This window comes from Hyphomicrobium sp. MC1 (genome assembly GCF_000253295.1).
Classification (GTDB): Bacteria; Pseudomonadota; Alphaproteobacteria; order Rhizobiales; family Hyphomicrobiaceae; genus Hyphomicrobium_B.
On record NC_015717.1, the window covers coordinates 4,475,916 to 4,490,359 of the forward strand.

The window sequence follows — 14,444 nt, forward strand, 5'->3', positions numbered from 1 at the left end:
TCCCTCTAGCTCTGCGACAACATATCATGGTTGCTGCGATGCAGCAACAGCGAAGCAGCGGGGCAACGGTTTTGGTTAATCACGTCTGCGCGAGGGGAGCGGGTCGAGGGGCGAGCGCGGTCAACTGCGCGAGGATGGCGGAGCCTCGTCGTCCTGCGCGGGCGTAGCCGTGACGCCGGGGACGGCCGACGCGTCACGTTCGGCAAACTTCAGCCGTTCGAGGGTCGGCATACGCCAAAGCCGCCGGTCTTCGCTCGTTTCGGGAACGGGGGGATGGGTGATGACGACACTGACGTCGTCTTCTTTATCGGGACGCGGCGGGGCGGTTTCCGGCGTGGGCGCGGTTACCAGTGCGGGTGTCGGTGCGGGAGCACGGCCCGCAAATTGTCCGGCGGCGAGCCAGTAGACGAAGCCGCCGAAGAAGCCGACCGTCAGGAATGTCTTGATCGCGTAATCATTGAAGATCGTCGGCTGGCCAGCCACTTCGCTGGCGTACTGGGCACTGAAACCGAGCAGCGCGATGATGATGCCGGCGAGAAGATAAAACGACAGCGTGCGGATCGAAAACCATTCTCCGATCGCGGCCACGATCAAAACGAAGAAGGCTGAGAAAATTCCGATGTGGGTTGCGGCGAGCAGCGACAAGTCGATGATTTCGCCAAGCGTCTTGGGCCAGCGGCTGGATGAGCCGGGCAGAACGCCGACATCGACAAAGAGGACGGTCACGAGGCCTGCGGCCAAGCTCGCCAGCGTCAAGCCGAATACGATCCGCGCCAATGTGCCGATTAGTCTGAGCACAAGAACTCCGCCCCAAGTCACCCTGGCGCGGAGTGTATATAGCCAGTGGCTCGGGGCTCAATAGGGATTCGGGCTGAGCCGCCGATTAGGGATTTGCGGTAGGAGCCGCGCGATCCTTGGCGGCCAGGCGCTGACTTTCGGACCTAAGTTGCCCGCAGGCGGCGAGAATATCGCGTCCACGCGGCGTGCGGACGGGGCTTGCGTAGCCTGCACGGTTCACGACGTCGGCGAAGCGTTCGATGGTTTCCCAATCCGAGCATTCATAGCGCGAGCCCGGCCACGGATTGAACGGGATCAGGTTGATTTTCGCCGGAATTCCCGACAGCAGCCGTACCAGCGCGCGGGCTTCGGCAAGGCTGTCGTTCACGCCCTTCAGCATCACGTATTCGAAGGTGATGCGGCGCGCATTCGATAGGCCCGGATAATTGCGGCAGGCCTCCATCAGCTCGGCGATGGGGTATTTCTTGTTGATCGGCACGAGTTCATCGCGCAGCGCGTCGTTCGTCGCGTGCAGTGAGATCGCGAGCATCGTGTCGGCTTCTTCGCCCCACCGCGGAATTTCGGGAACGACGCCTGACGTCGAGAGCGTGATGCGCCGCTTCGATAGCGACAGGCCTTCGCCGTCGGAGGCGACGTCCATCGCGGCTTTGACGTTGTCGAAATTATAAAGCGGTTCGCCCATGCCCATCAGCACGACGTTGGTGATCTTGCGTTCCGCGTTGGGCAACAGACGGCCGTCGTCGGGGCCTTTCGCGCCGGGCCAATCGCCGATGCGGTCGCGCGCCAGCATGATCTGGCCGACAATTTCTTCGGCTTCGAGATTGCGCACGAGGCGCTGGGTGCCGGTATGGCAGAACGAGCAATTCAGCGTGCAGCCGACCTGGCTCGAAATGCAGAGTGTGCCCCGGTCGCTTTCCGGAATGTAGACGGTTTCGATTTCCGGCGGCCGCGCCTCGTGGCTGCGTTTTGCCAGGCGAAGAAGCCACTTGCGCGTGCCGTCGACCGAAATTTGCTCGGAGACGATCTCGGGCCGGTCCAGTGTGTAAAGGTCGGCGAGTTGACGGCGGAGGTCTTTGGAGACGTCCGTCATGTCCTCGAAGCTCGTGACGCCACGGACGTAGATCCAGCTCCAGAGCTGGCCGACGCGCATGCGGAGCTGCTTCTCGGGTACGCCTGCAGCGGCGAGCGCGAGCTTCAGGCGGTCGCGCGTCAGACCTGCGAGCGAAGGCTTCGCGGCGGACGTATCCGTATCGATCTTAACCAAGGGCGCGGCGGTCATAACTTAAAAAATCAGCTTCGAGTTGCGGAAGTGGCCCTTTTACAGGCGTTTGCGGCGGATTGGTAGTCGCAGGACGTCGCGCTCTTTATTTGATGGCGCTTAGCGACACGCATATCGCGCGCCGGCCGCCGAGCGCCAACGGTTAAAGGATAAACCGGCTGAGGTCGGCGTTTTTCGAGAGTTGGCCGACGCGCTCTGTCACGTAGGGGCCGTCGATGACGACGGTGGCGCCGCTCTTGTCGGAGGCTTCGAACGAAACCTCATCGAGCACGCGTTCCAGAACCGTCTGCAGACGGCGCGCGCCGATGTTCTCGACGGTCGAATTCACTTCCACCGCGGCGTCGGCCAGCGCGTCGATCGCGTCGGGTTTGAATTCGAGCGTCAGGCCTTCGGTCTGCATCAAGGCGACGTACTGCTTGATGAGGCTCGCCTGCGGTTCCGTCAAAATGCGTTTCATGTCATCGCGCGAGAGCGCGTTGAGCTCGACGCGGATCGGCAGGCGGCCTTGCAACTCAGGCAGCAGGTCCGACGGCTTCGAGACGTGAAAGGCGCCGGAGGCGATGAAGAGAATGTGGTCAGTTTTTACAGGGCCGTACTTCGTCGCGACCGTCGTGCCTTCGATCAACGGCAAAAGATCACGCTGGACGCCTTCGCGCGAGACATCGGCGCCACCACGCGTGCCATCGCCGCGCGAGGAGATTTTGTCGATTTCGTCGAGGAAGACGATGCCGTTGTTTTCTACGGCGGCGACGGCTTCGCCGGAGATCTGATCGCTGTCGATCAGCTTGTCGCTTTCTTCCGCGATCAAGATTTCGAAGCTGTCGAGAACGGTGACGCGCCGTGATTTGGTGCGCTGGCCGAGTGCCTTGCCCAGCATCTCGCTGATGTTGATCGTTGCCATCGAGCCGCCCGGCATGTCGAACGTGGGGATGGGAGACGCCGTATCGGCGACAAGGATGTCGATTTCCTTGTCGTTCAATTCATTGTTGCGCAGCTTCTTGCGGAAGCTATCGCGCGTGGATGGTGAGGCGTTCGAGCCGACAAGCGCATCAAGCACGCGCTCTTCGGCTGCTTTTTCGGCTTTGGCGCGCACGCCTTGGCGTTTCGATTCTTTGACGAGGCCCAAGCCGACTTCGACGAGATCGCGGATAATGCTTTCGACGTCGCGGCCGACGTAGCCGACCTCGGTGAATTTTGTGGCTTCGACTTTGAGGAACGGCGCGCCCGCGAGTTTCGCCAAGCGGCGGGAGATTTCGGTTTTGCCGACGCCGGTCGGGCCGATCATCAAGATGTTCTTCGGCAGAACTTCGTCGCGCAACTCACCGGTCAATTGCTGGCGGCGCCAACGGTTGCGCAACGCGATGGCGACGGCGCGCTTGGCGTCGCCTTGGCCGACGATGTAGCGGTCGAGTTCGGATACGATTTCACGCGGGGAAAAGTTGGTCATTGTCTCGCTTGCGGAAGGTAGGGACCGATGGGTGTGGCGTTCAGCACCGGCAGCAGGCGGTTGCGCAGCGGGTGCCAGAAGACGCCGAGGATCAAGACGAAGCCGCCGACGAGGGCAAGCGTCAGGGTGAAGGACGAGGGAGCGTTGCCGCTATGAGGCAGCTCCACGCCACCGCTCAAGAGATCGTAGACCGCGCCGCAGAAGTAGGCGAGCGACGAGACGAGGAGGGCGCGCCGATCGATGGCCAGCGCGAAGAGGCCGAGCGCGAGAACGGTCAGCAGCACGACGCCAGAAGTCATCAAGCCGTTGGTTGAACTTTTGATCAGCATGATCATCGGCGAGACGATCAGCGCGGCGGCGACGAGATGCAGCCAGAATGCGCAATCGGAAAAGCGCATGACGCGCTTCGGATCCTTCGCATCGTAGAACAGCGCAACGAGCAGAACGAACAGGCCGTAACCGAATGCTGCAAACGACAAGCCGACGCCAATCGAGTAGAGGCTTTTGCTAACGACAGCGTAGCCGAAGAACGCCATCAGGCCGAGCGCGAACGGCAGGCGGAAGCGCAAGTAATAGACGAACGAGGCGATGAGGGCTGGCAAGCCGAACACAAGTGTCGGATTGCGCCAGAACACGAGTTCGGAATCCACATCCCAGGTGGAGGATTTGAAGTTGTCCCAGTGAAGCTGGACGACGACGGCGGATGCGGCAAACGCAACGAACAGCAGAGAGAGCACCATTCCGGGCAGCACGGCGCGCAGCCGTCCGACGAGAATTTCGCTCAAGATCCAGAACGTGGCGGCGGCGACAGCCAGTGTCGCGACCCAACTGATGCCGAAAAGTCCGGTGGACGTAACGGTGAGAAACGCAGCCGCGATCAGCAGCACGCCGATGGTCAGGAAAACGTCGTTGAAGCCGTTGAGGAAGCGGAAGCGTTCCTCATCGGCCAGCACGGACGGTTCGCCGTCGGGTCCGAGCGGCGCGGCGGCGGGACCATGGCGCATGGCACGCAGCTTCTCGGCTTGCGCCGCGTCGATCACGCCCGCGTCGACGGCTGCCTGAAGATCGTCAGAGGAGGGTCCGTTGGCCATGAGCGGGCTCGCGCCGTTACGATGTCTTCGCGTCGAGGCTTTCGACGACGATGTTCGAATTCGTATAGACGCAAATCTCGGCGGCAATGGACATGGCCTTGCGGGCGATGGCTTCGGCGTCGAGCGGCTGGTCGATCAAGGCGCGCGCGGCGGCAAGCGCATAGTTGCCGCCGGAGCCGATCCCGGCGATGGCGTTTTCGGGTTCCAGCACGTCGCCGGTGCCTGTCAGGACGAGGGTCGTTGTGGCATCGGCGACGATCATCATGGCTTCCAGGCGGCGCAGGAAGCGGTCAGTGCGCCAGTCTTTCGCCAATTCGACGGCGGCACGGGTCAATTGGCCGGGGTATTGCTCAAGCTTGGCCTCGAGCCGCTCGAACAAGGTGAAGGCGTCGGCCGTCGCGCCCGCGAAGCCGCCAATCACGTCGCCTTTGCCCAGGCGGCGGACCTTTTTGGCATTCGACTTGATGACCGTTTGGCCGAGGCTGACCTGGCCGTCACCGGCAACTACAACTTTACCGCCCTTCCGGACCGTCAGGATCGTCGTGGCGTGCCAGCTCGAAAGGCCGGCATTTTGGCTCTGGTGCGTCATATGTATGGCGTCAGTTAAGCTTTTGGCGGGAAGATGCAAGGTGGGTGGGCCTTGGCCTGTCGGGTGACAAGCTGATAAAGGCTCGTGGCCTCGGGGGCAAACATTGATGGTTTTCTGGCCCCGGCGGCCGGCTCCCGGTACGGGAGTCGCCGGGGCCAAGCGAAAAGGAACGATTCACGTGAAGCGGCAGGCGACGATAACGCGCAAGACCAAGGAGACCGAGATCTCCGCGACCGTCGACCTCGATGGGACGGGCGCCTACGACGTTTCGACGGGGATCGGCTTTCTCGATCACATGCTGGAGCAACTCGCCCGGCATTCTCTCATCAACATTACGCTCAGGGCCAAGGGCGACCTGCACATCGATTTCCACCACACGGCCGAGGATACGGGCATCGTGCTGGGGCAGGCGATCGCCAAGGCGCTCGAGGATAAAGCCGGGATCATGCGGTATGCCGATGTGCATCTGCCGATGGACGAGACGCTGACGCGCGTGGCGGTCGACGTTTCGGGGCGGCCGTTTCTGGTCTGGAAGGTGGATTTCACACGGCCGAAGCTTGGCGAGATGGACACCGAGCTGTTCCGCGAGTGGTTCCAGGCGTTTGCCCAGAATGCCGGCATTACGTTGCACGTCGAAAACCTTTACGGCGAGAACAATCACCATATCGCGGAGACCTGCTATAAGGGCCTCGCGCGGGCGCTGAAGGCGGCGGTTGCGATCGATCCGCGGCAGGCGGGTCGCATTCCGTCGACGAAAGGCGCGCTTTAACGTTCGAGCCGGTCGTCCTGACGGATTTGGGCGGCGCGCCGTTCGAATGGAGCAAGGAGCTTTGAGTTCTGTGTCGACCTACACCGTGCATGAGCCGCCGGATGCCGATGCCGATCGCATCGATCGCGGCGTCGAGCTTGAGTTCGTCAAAGACGGGTTTTCGTGGTTGACCGCAATCTGTCCGCCGCTCGGGTTTCTGGCGAACGGCGTCTGGCTGATGGCGATTGCCTATCTCGCGGGTTCGGCGCTGCTCGGCTACGTGCTGAATGCGCTGAAAGTCAGCCCGGACAGCATCGGCATCATCTTTCTGATGATCAACATCTACCTTGGCTTCGAGGTGTCGAGCCTGAAGCGGTGGATGTTGGACCAACGCGGCTGGCAGATGATTGGCGTCGTCAACGGCAAGTCGATTGCGGAGAGCGAGCGGCGGTTCTTCGAAGGCTGGCTGCCGGAGCAGCCGGTGATCGCGCGCGATGACGCCGCTGGTGCGTCGTCGAGGGCGCGCGGATCACGCTTCTGGCCGTTCGGCATTGGGGCTTGAGCGTCACGCGCGCGGATTGTTCTTCCGGGTTGCGCGTCGTGGGACGATCGCACTCCAGGCCGCATAGTCCGCGTCGTTGAGACTGGGTCCCGGATCTCGCAAGAGGCCCCACCCGGGATGACAATTGGCGCGGCTTGCGGCATTGGAAGCTGGCACAATTTATCTCACTGAAAATTCCTCCGAGGCCCGGTCTTCTCATGCAAAGCGTTGTTATCATCGATTACGGGTCGGGCAATCTGCACTCGGCGGCGAAGGCGTTTGAAAGCGCGGCGCGCGCGAGCGAGGCCGATGTCCGGATCATCGTCAGTCCACGGCCTGAAGATGTGCTGGCGGCGGATCGGATCGTGCTGCCGGGTGTCGGAGCATACGGCGACTGCAAGCACGGGCTCGAACGCGTGCCGGGGCTCATCCCGGCGCTGGAAGAGACGGTGCGGCAGAAGGGTCGGCCGTTTCTCGGCATTTGCGTCGGCATGCAGCTTTTGTCCGAGCGGGGGCTCGAATTCGTCGAGACGCCGGGGCTTGGGTGGATCAAAGGTGAAGTGCGCGCGATTTCACCCAGCGATCCGGAATTGAAAATTCCGCACATGGGCTGGAACACGCTCAACGTCGTCCATCCGCATGCGTTGCTCGACGGCATTCCGACCGGCCCGGACGGCTGGCACGCGTATTTCGTGCATTCGTTCGCGATGGTGCCGACAGAGCGGCGCGTCGTCGTTGCCGAGACGGATTACGGCGGACCGATCACGGCGTTCGTCGCCGACGGCAATATTGCCGGCACGCAGTTTCACCCCGAGAAGAGCCAGAAGCTCGGGCTGAAGCTGATTGCGAATTTCTTGAAGTGGAAGCCGTAGATATTGACGTCATGCCGACGGAGGTCGGCATCCAGTCAGCGAGCAAATGTCTCGCAAGCTGAGGCTTGGCTGGATCCCGGCCTGCGCCGGGATGACGTTCAGCGGGCGTGTCTATCACCCGATCTCTAACCCCTTCCCGATAGGGAGAAGGAACTCAGAAGCCGAAGTCACCGCGCAAGCGTGCCGACGGCCGATTGAATGACCGTCCAGACGCCGCGCGGGACGTGCCATGTGCCATCGGTATCGTCGTCTTCGAGGCGGCCTTCGAGCCAGGTGAGACGCGCCGTGCCAGCCGCGTCGGCGCGACCAAGTTCGTGGACGGCGAGTTCATCAGGAGAATCGAAGAGGATCGCGAGGCGCCGCTTGATCTGTTCGGCGCCGAGCCAGGTTCTGACGTACCAGACGCCGTTGCCGGCGGGGGCGTATTCGGTCGCGATGTAGGGGAGCGAGAACGTCACCGTCCAGGTGTCCTGGTTGGCGGATTTGGGGGTGTGATGGAGAAGGAAGGTCTTCATGGCGCTAATCCGGTACTTGAGCGTGGGGGAGCTTTGGGGAGCAGGCATGAGGTACGCAGTACGCGACGTGAAAAACGCAAATTAAAAAAGGAGCCGGGGATCATGAGGCAGTTGGGGGGCATGATCCCCGGGTCTCCAGCATCGGCCTTTGGACGAGACGAGCCCGTCGGGAAGGCTAGGGGGAGAGAAAGACCCGCCCCGCCCAAAGACCGGAATTCGTGGGTGTTAGCCGGCTTTCGCGAACGGCAGCTCGGGCTCCATCGGCTCGGCAGCAGCTGTTGCGGGAAGCGGGAAGGCGATGACGTTACCATCGGGTGCGAGATCGACGCTGGGGCGGCGCTGGCGGAACCAGCGGAGCGACGTGTTCGTCATTGCGGCGTCGCGCTTCGTCGCCTGGATCAGGAGGCCGTCGTCTTCGGCGAGAAGCGCGCGGAGATCCGTCTCGAGTTCCACTTCTTCGCGTTCGGACATGACGTACCAGGTGTTCGACAGCGGCCGGGCCCACTTGTCGCCGATGCCCATGATGGCCTGGGCGACGACGTGCTGATTGCGGGTCGGGTGGGCGAGATCGTACGAGATGAGGTAGGTGCGCATGGGGGCTCTCCTAGTGTTTCGGGAGGGTCGAACACGCTACTCTGACCCAAGGTGGCGCCTGACTTGCGGCGTCGTGAACATAGGAAGAACATGTCACGACTCAGAACAGTTGTCCAGCATTTGTTCTAAAATTGTTCTTGTCGAAGTCTTAACGTCGTGGTAGGGACAACAGGTTAAAATAATTAAGAATTTCGGCCTACAGCGGGGGTATTGCGCCCCGCGCCTAAGCGGAACATGTGCCGGCGGTCCGCTACGCTTCGGGGAACAGGCTCAGCTGATCGGGATCAGGGTGCGCGGACGTTGGAATGCGCCGGTGGGGGCCAGGATCGAAGCGCGGCTCAAGCCTTGGAAAACGGCGCTGGAACGCGGCGAGCGCCTTGGCGCGACTGCCCGGAAAGCGCACTTCCTCCCAAATTTCATAGAGACGGCGGGGGTCGCAGGCGTAGCGGCGCTGCAGGTCCGTCGGGCGGGTGCGCATCCAGCGAGCGATCCAGATGTCGATGGCGTCGTCCTCGGTCAGGGGACGGCGGGCAACGACAGGCGGCGGCTCGACAAGAAACGCAGTAGCCATGGAACACTCTTACTTTTGCGCATCGCGCCTCCCTTCTGGGGAGTCGGCCATTCTTCGATTGCGCGCTGCGACTCGCGTTCCGCGAGCCGGCCGCAGCGCGTAGGTCTTGACGTAGCCTGCGATCCGCGATTGATCGCACGAACCGTTTAGGAACCCAAGATAGCAATCTGATGGCCGGATTGTCGCGCCAGATATGGCGCGAATTCGTTCTCTCCCTGACGGGAGCAGGAATTTACCCGCGAGACAAAAGCATTGATCCTATTCCCTGCCATAGACCTTAAGGACGGCCAGTGCGTGCGGCTGAAGCTCGGCGAGATGGATGCCGCCACCGTGTTCAACGACGATCCGGCGGCGCAGGCGGCGAGCTTCGAGCGACAGGGCTTCAAGTACCTGCATATCGTCGATCTCAACGGCGCGTTCGCGGGCAAGCCGGTCAACGGTGCGGCGGTCGAGGCCATTCTGAAAGCGATCAAGATGCCGGCGCAGCTTGGCGGCGGCATTCGCGATCTGGCGACGATCGAAGCTTGGCTGGATAAGGGTATTCGCCGCGTAATCCTCGGCACGGTCGCGGTGCGCGATCCGGCGCTTGTGAAGGACGCGGCGAAACGCTTTCCAGGCCAGGTCGCGGTCGGCATTGACGCCAAGGGCGGCAAGGTGGCCGTCGAGGGTTGGGCGGAGACGTCGGAGCTGACGGCTGTCGATCTGGCGAAGCGGTTCGAAGACGCGGGCGTTGCGGCCATCATCTATACCGACATTGAACGCGACGGCGTGTTGAAGGGGCTTAATTTGCCTGCCACAGCCGCGCTCGCGCAGGCGACGCGTATTCCGGTCATCGCGTCGGGAGGTCTTGCGTCCATTGCCGATGTGCGCGACCTGATGAAACCAGAATACCGAATGCTCGAAGGCGCTATCACGGGCCGCGCGCTCTACGATGGCCGCCTCGATGCCAAAGAAGCGCTCGAACTTCTGGAGAAGGCATGAAGATCGGTGACAAAGTCCGTGTGCTGGGCGTTCCGGATGGCGTGCCCAAAGACAACAAGCAGCTCATGACGCTGTTTCGCGGCTGCGTCGGCAAGACCTTTCCGATCGTCAAGTTCGACGACGGACTGGTCGAGCTGCATGTCGGCGAAGTTTTCGGCAAGTCCGCCGAGCATCACCAAATCTGGCTCGATCAGAGCCAAGTGCAATTGATTGAGGCCTGAACTTTGAACGTCATGACGCAAGGCGCGTCGGCCGAGCCGGTGCTGCCGCCTGAAATTGCGCGGCGGCGCACGTTCGCGATCATCTCGCACCCTGACGCCGGTAAAACGACGCTGACGGAAAAGCTGTTGCTGTTCGGCGGAGCGATCCAGATGGCGGGCGCAGTGAAAGCGCGCGGCGAGCGGCGGCGCACGCGTTCCGACTGGATGCAGATCGAGCAGCAGCGCGGCATTTCGGTGACGTCGTCGGTGATGACGTTCGAGCGTAACGGCATCGTCTACAACCTGCTCGATACGCCGGGCCACTCCGACTTCAGCGAAGACACCTATCGTACGCTGTCGGCGGTCGACGCCGCCGTGATGGTGATGGACGCGGCGAAGGGCATCGAAAGCCAGACGCGCAAACTGTTCGAGGTTTGCCGCCTGCGCGATATTCCGATCATCACGTTCATCAACAAAATCGACCGCGAAGCGGAAGATCCGCTGACGCTGCTTGATCAGATTGCGGCGGACCTGGCGCTCGATCTCGTGCCGATGGCATGGCCTGTTGGCATGGGGACCGACTTCCGCGGCGTGCTCGATCTCGTCGGCAACAAGATTTTGCTTCCCGAGAGCGAGGAGCGCGGCGCTTCGTACGGGCATTCGCAACCGCTCGAAACGTTCGAGGGACTGCGCCGCATCGAGGGAATCGACGAGCGTATCGCTGAGAAGACGATCGAGGCCGTGGAGCTGGCGCAGGGTGCCCTGCCGCAGTTCGATCTGCAGGCCTTCCGCGAGGGGCATCTGTCGCCGGTGTTCTTTGGCAGCGCCTTGAAGAACTTTGGTGTCGAGCAACTTCTCGATGCGCTTGGCGCCTGGGCGCCTGGGCCATTGGCGCGCGATGCCACGCAGCGGACCGTGCAGCCGGGCGAGGATCAGGTTACGGGCTTCATCTTCAAGGTGCAGGCCAACATGGACCCGAACCATCGCGACCGTATTGCGTTCATGCGGATCTGCTCGGGCAAGTTCAAGCGCGGCATGAAGATGCTGCACGTCCGCGACAACAAGCCGATGACGATCTCGTCGCCGACGTTCTTCTTCGGCCAAGGCCGCGAGACGGCGGACGAGGCGTGGGCGGGCGACATCATCGGCGTGCCGAACCATGGGACCCTGCGCGTCGGCGATACGCTGACAGAGAAGGAAGCGCTAAAGTTCACCGGCATTCCGAATTTCGCGCCGGAGCTTCTGCGCCGCGTCGTCATTCAGGATGCGATGAAGGCGAAGCAGCTCAACCGCGCTTTGGACGATCTGGCGGAAGAGGGCATCGTGCAGGTGTTCACGCCGATCGCGGGCGGGCGGCAAATTCTCGGCGTCGTAGGCCAGCTGCAGTTCGAAGTTTTGCAGTCACGCGTTGCCAACGAATACAGCGTACCGGTGTCGTTGGAACAGTCGCCGTTCGAAGTGGCGCGATGGATCTCGGCGGATGATCCGGCGGCGTTGCAGAAGTTCGTCAATGCGCATCGGGGCGAGATAGCGACCGACCGTGACGGAGCACTCGTGTTCCTGGCGGAGAGCGCCTGGATGCTGAAATACAAGACCGAGCGCTTTCCTGAAATTAAATTCGCCGCACTCAGGGAGCGCGGCGAATCTTAAATCGATCGGTGATCGAGTGCCGTTGGTATGTGGCTGCAGGAGCGGCCGCTGCGGCGCCCGAAATGGGGTATCTGCGATAATATTGCCGCTCGCGGCGACCGCCCCCAAGAGGCTCTTAACCCCATCGTCGCTGGCTGAAGTTTGATACGCATCAAACTTCACGGGCTTCGCGGTGATCCTCGGGCTTATTGCTGGGCCTTATTCTTCGATTTGTGCTGCTGCAGAATGGATCCTCGGCCATAAAGCCGAGGATGACATTCGGCGTGGGACGGCCTCTGACCTTCGTCAGGCCCTGGCCGAGGCGCCGGCAGCGATCCCGTCTCAGACCGAAATGTTCGGTTCGCGGCGCTGGGGGTTCGAGAATTTGCCTTCTACGCCTTCCAGCCACTTATGCAGCGCAGTTTCGAGGGCATCCGTCTGGGCGGACGCCTTGCTGTGCTGCAGCTCCGTTATGGTGCCTTCGGCGTCCAGCGAGCCGCGAATGGTGTCGTGCTGATCGATGAAGCTCGTCAGCGCATCGGCTTGATCGCCGATGCCATGCGTTTCGAGCTGGGTGCGGGCCTGGGCAATACGGTCCTGTATGGCGGCCAACCGGGCGCGAAGGTTCTTAGGGGCGAAGTCGTCGACCATAGGTATCAGGTTCCCTTGCAAATTTTTGCGCGGAGTTCCGCGAGACGGCATAACTCTGGAGGCGCGTGAGAGTTCCCTCGGAGGAACGTTAATATGCTCGACGCTGACGGACGCGGCGTGATAGTTGCCTAGCCACGGGGCGTGATACCGGAGCTCCCGAGTTCAAAGGAAGTCGCTTTTACAAATATGCTGAAAGTCCGCATCATTCCATGTCTTGATGTCAAAGATGGACGAGTTGTAAAGGGCGTCAATTTCGTCGATCTCGTCGATGCGGGCGACCCGGTCGAGGCGGCCGCCGCTTATGACGCAGCCGGCGCCGATGAGCTCTGCTTTCTTGACATCACGGCCAGCCACGAGAACCGCGATACGATCTTCGACGTCGTGGAACGGACGGCCAATCGCTGCTTCATGCCGCTGACGGTCGGCGGTGGGGTGCGTACCGTTGAAGATATCCGCAAGCTGCTCGAAGCGGGCGCCGACAAGGTTTCGATCAACACAGCGGCGGTGAACAAACGGGCGTTTGTGAAGGAAGCGAGCGAGAAGTTCGGCGCGCAGTGCATCGTCGTCGCAATTGATGCCAAGCGCGTGTCGGCCGAAGGCGAGCCGCCGCGGTGGGAAATCTTTACGCACGGTGGCCGGACGCCGACGGGCATCGACGCCGTTGAATACGCGCGTGAGGTCGCAGAACTCGGCGCTGGCGAGATTCTTCTGACCTCAATGGATCGCGATGGCACGAAAGCGGGCTTCGACGTCGAGCTAACCCGGGCTGTGTCCGACGCAGTGACGATCCCGGTGATCGCGTCGGGCGGTGTCGGCACGCTGCAGCATCTTGTCGATGGTGTCGAAGGCGGCCACGCGAGCGCGGTCTTGGCGGCGTCGATCTTTCACTTCGGGACGTATTCGATCCCGCAAGCGAAGGACTACATGGCCAAGGCCGGCCTCGCGATGCGGATGGATTCCTAGATTTTCTTGAGTTTGGAATGGCGCCCTGCCCTCCGTCATGCCGACGAAGGTCGGCACCCAGACAAGCATCACCACTTCACCTGTCGAGGTTTGACTAGATCCCGGCCTGCGCCGGGATGACGGTATGAGGAACCAAAAGGGCGCCGCCTTGGGGCTATGGCGTCCGGCGTCTAAGGCGCGGGCGTTTTATCCGGGAAGCGGCAGATGTCGTTGATGAGGCAGCGCCAGCATTCGGGCTTTCTCGCCTTGCAGACGTAGCGGCCATGCAGGATCAGCCAGTGATGCGCGTGCATGGCATATTCCTTGGGCACGACATGCATCAGGTCTTCTTCCACTGCCAGCGGTGTCTTTCCACGCGACAGGCCGATGCGGTTCGCGACGCGAAAGACGTGCGTGTCGACGGCCATCGTCGGCTGATGAAAGGCGATGTTCATGACGACGTTCGCGGTCTTGCGGCCGACGCCGGGTAGCGATTCCAGCGCATCGCGATCCGATGGGACGACGCCGTCGTAATCGTCGATCAGGCGCTGGGACAAGCCGATGACGTTCTTCGCTTTGGCCCGGTAAAGGCCAATCGTTTTCACGTAATCGCGCAACTTGTCTTCGCCGAGCTTCAGCATCTTTTCCGGCGTGTCGGCGACCTTGAAGAGCGCGCGGGTCGCCTTGTTGACGCCAGCGTCGGTAGCCTGGGCGGACAGCACGACGGCGACCAATAGCGTAAACGGATTGGTATGCTCCAGCTCGCCCTTGGGCTCAGGGTTTGCGGCGTGAAACCTCCGGAAAACCTCATGAATTTCGGCTTTGTCGAGCAGCGCAGATTTACGCGCCTTCTTGGCCGCAATTGCCGCAGGTTTTGCAGCCTTGCGTTTTGGGGCGGAACTTCCGATGCTTGTATGGTGTACATCTGAGGACGCTTTGGCCATCAGAGCTCCGCTGTGTTGGCGCCGTTGGCGCTCCGCAGTGATGGGGTTGAGA

General features: G+C 61.8%; 17 protein-coding genes. 7 read left to right on the plus strand and 10 right to left on the minus strand.

The annotated features are described in order from the left end of the window. Positions 1-120: 120 nt before the first annotated feature. From HYPMC_RS23495 to hslV, 5 genes are all read right to left on the minus strand, one after another. Positions 121-798, minus strand: a complete 678-nt coding sequence (locus tag HYPMC_RS23495; protein ID WP_013950254.1) for a hypothetical protein — start codon at positions 796-798, stop codon at positions 121-123. An 85-nt stretch (positions 799-883) separates the two neighbouring features. Beyond that, positions 884-2,077 carry a 23S rRNA (adenine(2503)-C(2))-methyltransferase RlmN gene (rlmN, locus tag HYPMC_RS21530; RefSeq protein ID WP_013950255.1) on the minus strand — a complete coding sequence of 398 codons (1,194 nt, stop codon included), beginning with the start codon at positions 2,075-2,077 and terminating at the stop codon, positions 884-886. 142 nt (positions 2,078-2,219) lie between these two features. Further along, positions 2,220-3,524, minus strand: a complete 1,305-nt coding sequence (gene hslU / locus HYPMC_RS21535) for an ATP-dependent protease ATPase subunit HslU (RefSeq protein WP_013950256.1) — start codon at positions 3,522-3,524, stop codon at positions 2,220-2,222. Then, a complete protein-coding gene (locus HYPMC_RS21540) occupies positions 3,521-4,615 on the minus strand; it encodes a hypothetical protein (RefSeq protein ID WP_013950257.1) in 1,095 nt (364 codons plus the stop codon). Before HYPMC_RS21540 ends, hslU begins: the two co-directional genes overlap by 4 nt. A gap of 16 nt (positions 4,616-4,631) precedes the next feature. Then, entirely contained in the window at positions 4,632-5,204 is a 573-nt protein-coding gene (gene hslV / locus HYPMC_RS21545; RefSeq protein WP_024275009.1) for an ATP-dependent protease subunit HslV, read from the minus strand. A gap of 178 nt (positions 5,205-5,382) precedes the next feature. Between hslV and hisB the strand changes: the two genes are divergently transcribed. The 3 genes from hisB to hisH all read left to right on the plus strand — a co-directional run bounded on the left by hisB (position 5,383) and on the right by hisH (position 7,365). Beyond that, positions 5,383-5,973, plus strand: a complete 591-nt coding sequence (gene hisB / locus HYPMC_RS21550; RefSeq protein WP_024275010.1) for an imidazoleglycerol-phosphate dehydratase HisB — start codon at positions 5,383-5,385, stop codon at positions 5,971-5,973. A gap of 70 nt (positions 5,974-6,043) precedes the next feature. Then, positions 6,044-6,514: a DUF2628 domain-containing protein gene (locus HYPMC_RS21555; protein ID WP_013950261.1), complete on the plus strand. Its 471-nt coding sequence runs from the start codon at positions 6,044-6,046 to the stop codon at positions 6,512-6,514. A gap of 197 nt (positions 6,515-6,711) precedes the next feature. Then, positions 6,712-7,365: an imidazole glycerol phosphate synthase subunit HisH gene (hisH, locus tag HYPMC_RS21560; protein WP_013950262.1), complete on the plus strand. Its 654-nt coding sequence runs from the start codon at positions 6,712-6,714 to the stop codon at positions 7,363-7,365. Between the two features lie 167 nt (positions 7,366-7,532). On the opposite strand, the gene HYPMC_RS21565 is transcribed toward hisH, so the two are convergent. From HYPMC_RS21565 to HYPMC_RS21575, 3 genes are all read right to left on the minus strand, one after another. Further along, positions 7,533-7,880, minus strand: a complete 348-nt coding sequence (locus tag HYPMC_RS21565; RefSeq protein WP_013950263.1) for a hypothetical protein — start codon at positions 7,878-7,880, stop codon at positions 7,533-7,535. 225 nt (positions 7,881-8,105) lie between these two features. Then, the gene (locus HYPMC_RS21570; RefSeq protein ID WP_013950265.1) at positions 8,106-8,474 is read right to left on the minus strand and encodes a hypothetical protein; all 369 of its coding nucleotides are present in this window, start codon (positions 8,472-8,474) and stop codon (positions 8,106-8,108) included. Positions 8,475-8,724: 250 nt separating this feature from the next. Next, entirely contained in the window at positions 8,725-9,045 is a 321-nt protein-coding gene (locus tag HYPMC_RS21575) for a hypothetical protein (protein ID WP_013950266.1), read from the minus strand. Between the two features lie 252 nt (positions 9,046-9,297). On the opposite strand from HYPMC_RS21575, the gene hisA reads away from it, so the two are divergent. Genes hisA through HYPMC_RS21590 form a run of 3 tightly spaced genes read left to right on the plus strand, consistent with a single transcriptional unit; the run spans position 9,298 to position 11,876 of the window. Further along, positions 9,298-10,026, plus strand: coding sequence for a 1-(5-phosphoribosyl)-5-[(5-phosphoribosylamino)methylideneamino]imidazole-4-carboxamide isomerase (gene hisA / locus HYPMC_RS21580; protein WP_024275011.1), 729 nt, complete (start codon positions 9,298-9,300; stop codon positions 10,024-10,026). Continuing rightward, the gene (locus HYPMC_RS21585) at positions 10,023-10,247 is read left to right on the plus strand and encodes a hypothetical protein (RefSeq protein ID WP_013950268.1); all 225 of its coding nucleotides are present in this window, start codon (positions 10,023-10,025) and stop codon (positions 10,245-10,247) included. Before hisA ends, HYPMC_RS21585 begins: the two co-directional genes overlap by 4 nt. Positions 10,248-10,259: 12 nt before the next feature. After that, a complete protein-coding gene (locus HYPMC_RS21590) occupies positions 10,260-11,876 on the plus strand; it encodes a peptide chain release factor 3 (protein WP_050976832.1) in 1,617 nt (538 codons plus the stop codon). A 321-nt stretch (positions 11,877-12,197) separates the two neighbouring features. Here the strand turns inward: HYPMC_RS21590 and HYPMC_RS21595 are convergent, their stop codons facing one another. Beyond that, the gene (locus HYPMC_RS21595; RefSeq protein WP_013950270.1) at positions 12,198-12,506 is read right to left on the minus strand and encodes a hypothetical protein; all 309 of its coding nucleotides are present in this window, start codon (positions 12,504-12,506) and stop codon (positions 12,198-12,200) included. A gap of 186 nt (positions 12,507-12,692) precedes the next feature. On the opposite strand from HYPMC_RS21595, the gene hisF reads away from it, so the two are divergent. Then, positions 12,693-13,469 (plus strand): imidazole glycerol phosphate synthase subunit HisF, encoded by a 777-nt coding sequence (gene hisF, locus HYPMC_RS21600; RefSeq protein ID WP_013950271.1) that lies wholly within the window; start codon positions 12,693-12,695, stop codon positions 13,467-13,469. A gap of 170 nt (positions 13,470-13,639) precedes the next feature. On the opposite strand, the gene nth is transcribed toward hisF, so the two are convergent. Beyond that, on the minus strand, positions 13,640-14,392 hold the full coding sequence (gene nth / locus HYPMC_RS21605) for an endonuclease III (RefSeq protein WP_013950272.1): 753 nt from the start codon (positions 14,390-14,392) through the stop codon (positions 13,640-13,642). Positions 14,393-14,444 lie beyond the last annotated feature (52 nt).

Coding starts and splice junctions, on each gene's coding strand:
- HYPMC_RS21565 (WP_013950263.1), bottom strand. CDS start 7,880: ATGAAGACCTTCCTTCTCCATCACACCCCCAAATCCGCCAACCAGGAC.
- HYPMC_RS21540 (WP_013950257.1), bottom strand. CDS start 4,615: ATGGCCAACGGACCCTCCTCTGACGATCTTCAGGCAGCCGTCGACGCG.
- HYPMC_RS21585 (WP_013950268.1), top strand. CDS start 10,023: ATGAAGATCGGTGACAAAGTCCGTGTGCTGGGCGTTCCGGATGGCGTG.
- hisF (WP_013950271.1), top strand. CDS start 12,693: ATGCTGAAAGTCCGCATCATTCCATGTCTTGATGTCAAAGATGGACGA.
- hisH (WP_013950262.1), top strand. CDS start 6,712: ATGCAAAGCGTTGTTATCATCGATTACGGGTCGGGCAATCTGCACTCG.
- nth (WP_013950272.1), bottom strand. CDS start 14,392: ATGGCCAAAGCGTCCTCAGATGTACACCATACAAGCATCGGAAGTTCC.
- HYPMC_RS21575 (WP_013950266.1), bottom strand. CDS start 9,045: ATGGCTACTGCGTTTCTTGTCGAGCCGCCGCCTGTCGTTGCCCGCCGT.
- hslV (WP_024275009.1), bottom strand. CDS start 5,204: ATGACGCACCAGAGCCAAAATGCCGGCCTTTCGAGCTGGCACGCCACG.
- HYPMC_RS21595 (WP_013950270.1), bottom strand. CDS start 12,506: ATGGTCGACGACTTCGCCCCTAAGAACCTTCGCGCCCGGTTGGCCGCC.
- hslU (WP_013950256.1), bottom strand. CDS start 3,524: ATGACCAACTTTTCCCCGCGTGAAATCGTATCCGAACTCGACCGCTAC.
- rlmN (WP_013950255.1), bottom strand. CDS start 2,077: ATGACCGCCGCGCCCTTGGTTAAGATCGATACGGATACGTCCGCCGCG.
- HYPMC_RS21590 (WP_050976832.1), top strand. CDS start 10,260: ATGACGCAAGGCGCGTCGGCCGAGCCGGTGCTGCCGCCTGAAATTGCG.
- HYPMC_RS21570 (WP_013950265.1), bottom strand. CDS start 8,474: ATGCGCACCTACCTCATCTCGTACGATCTCGCCCACCCGACCCGCAAT.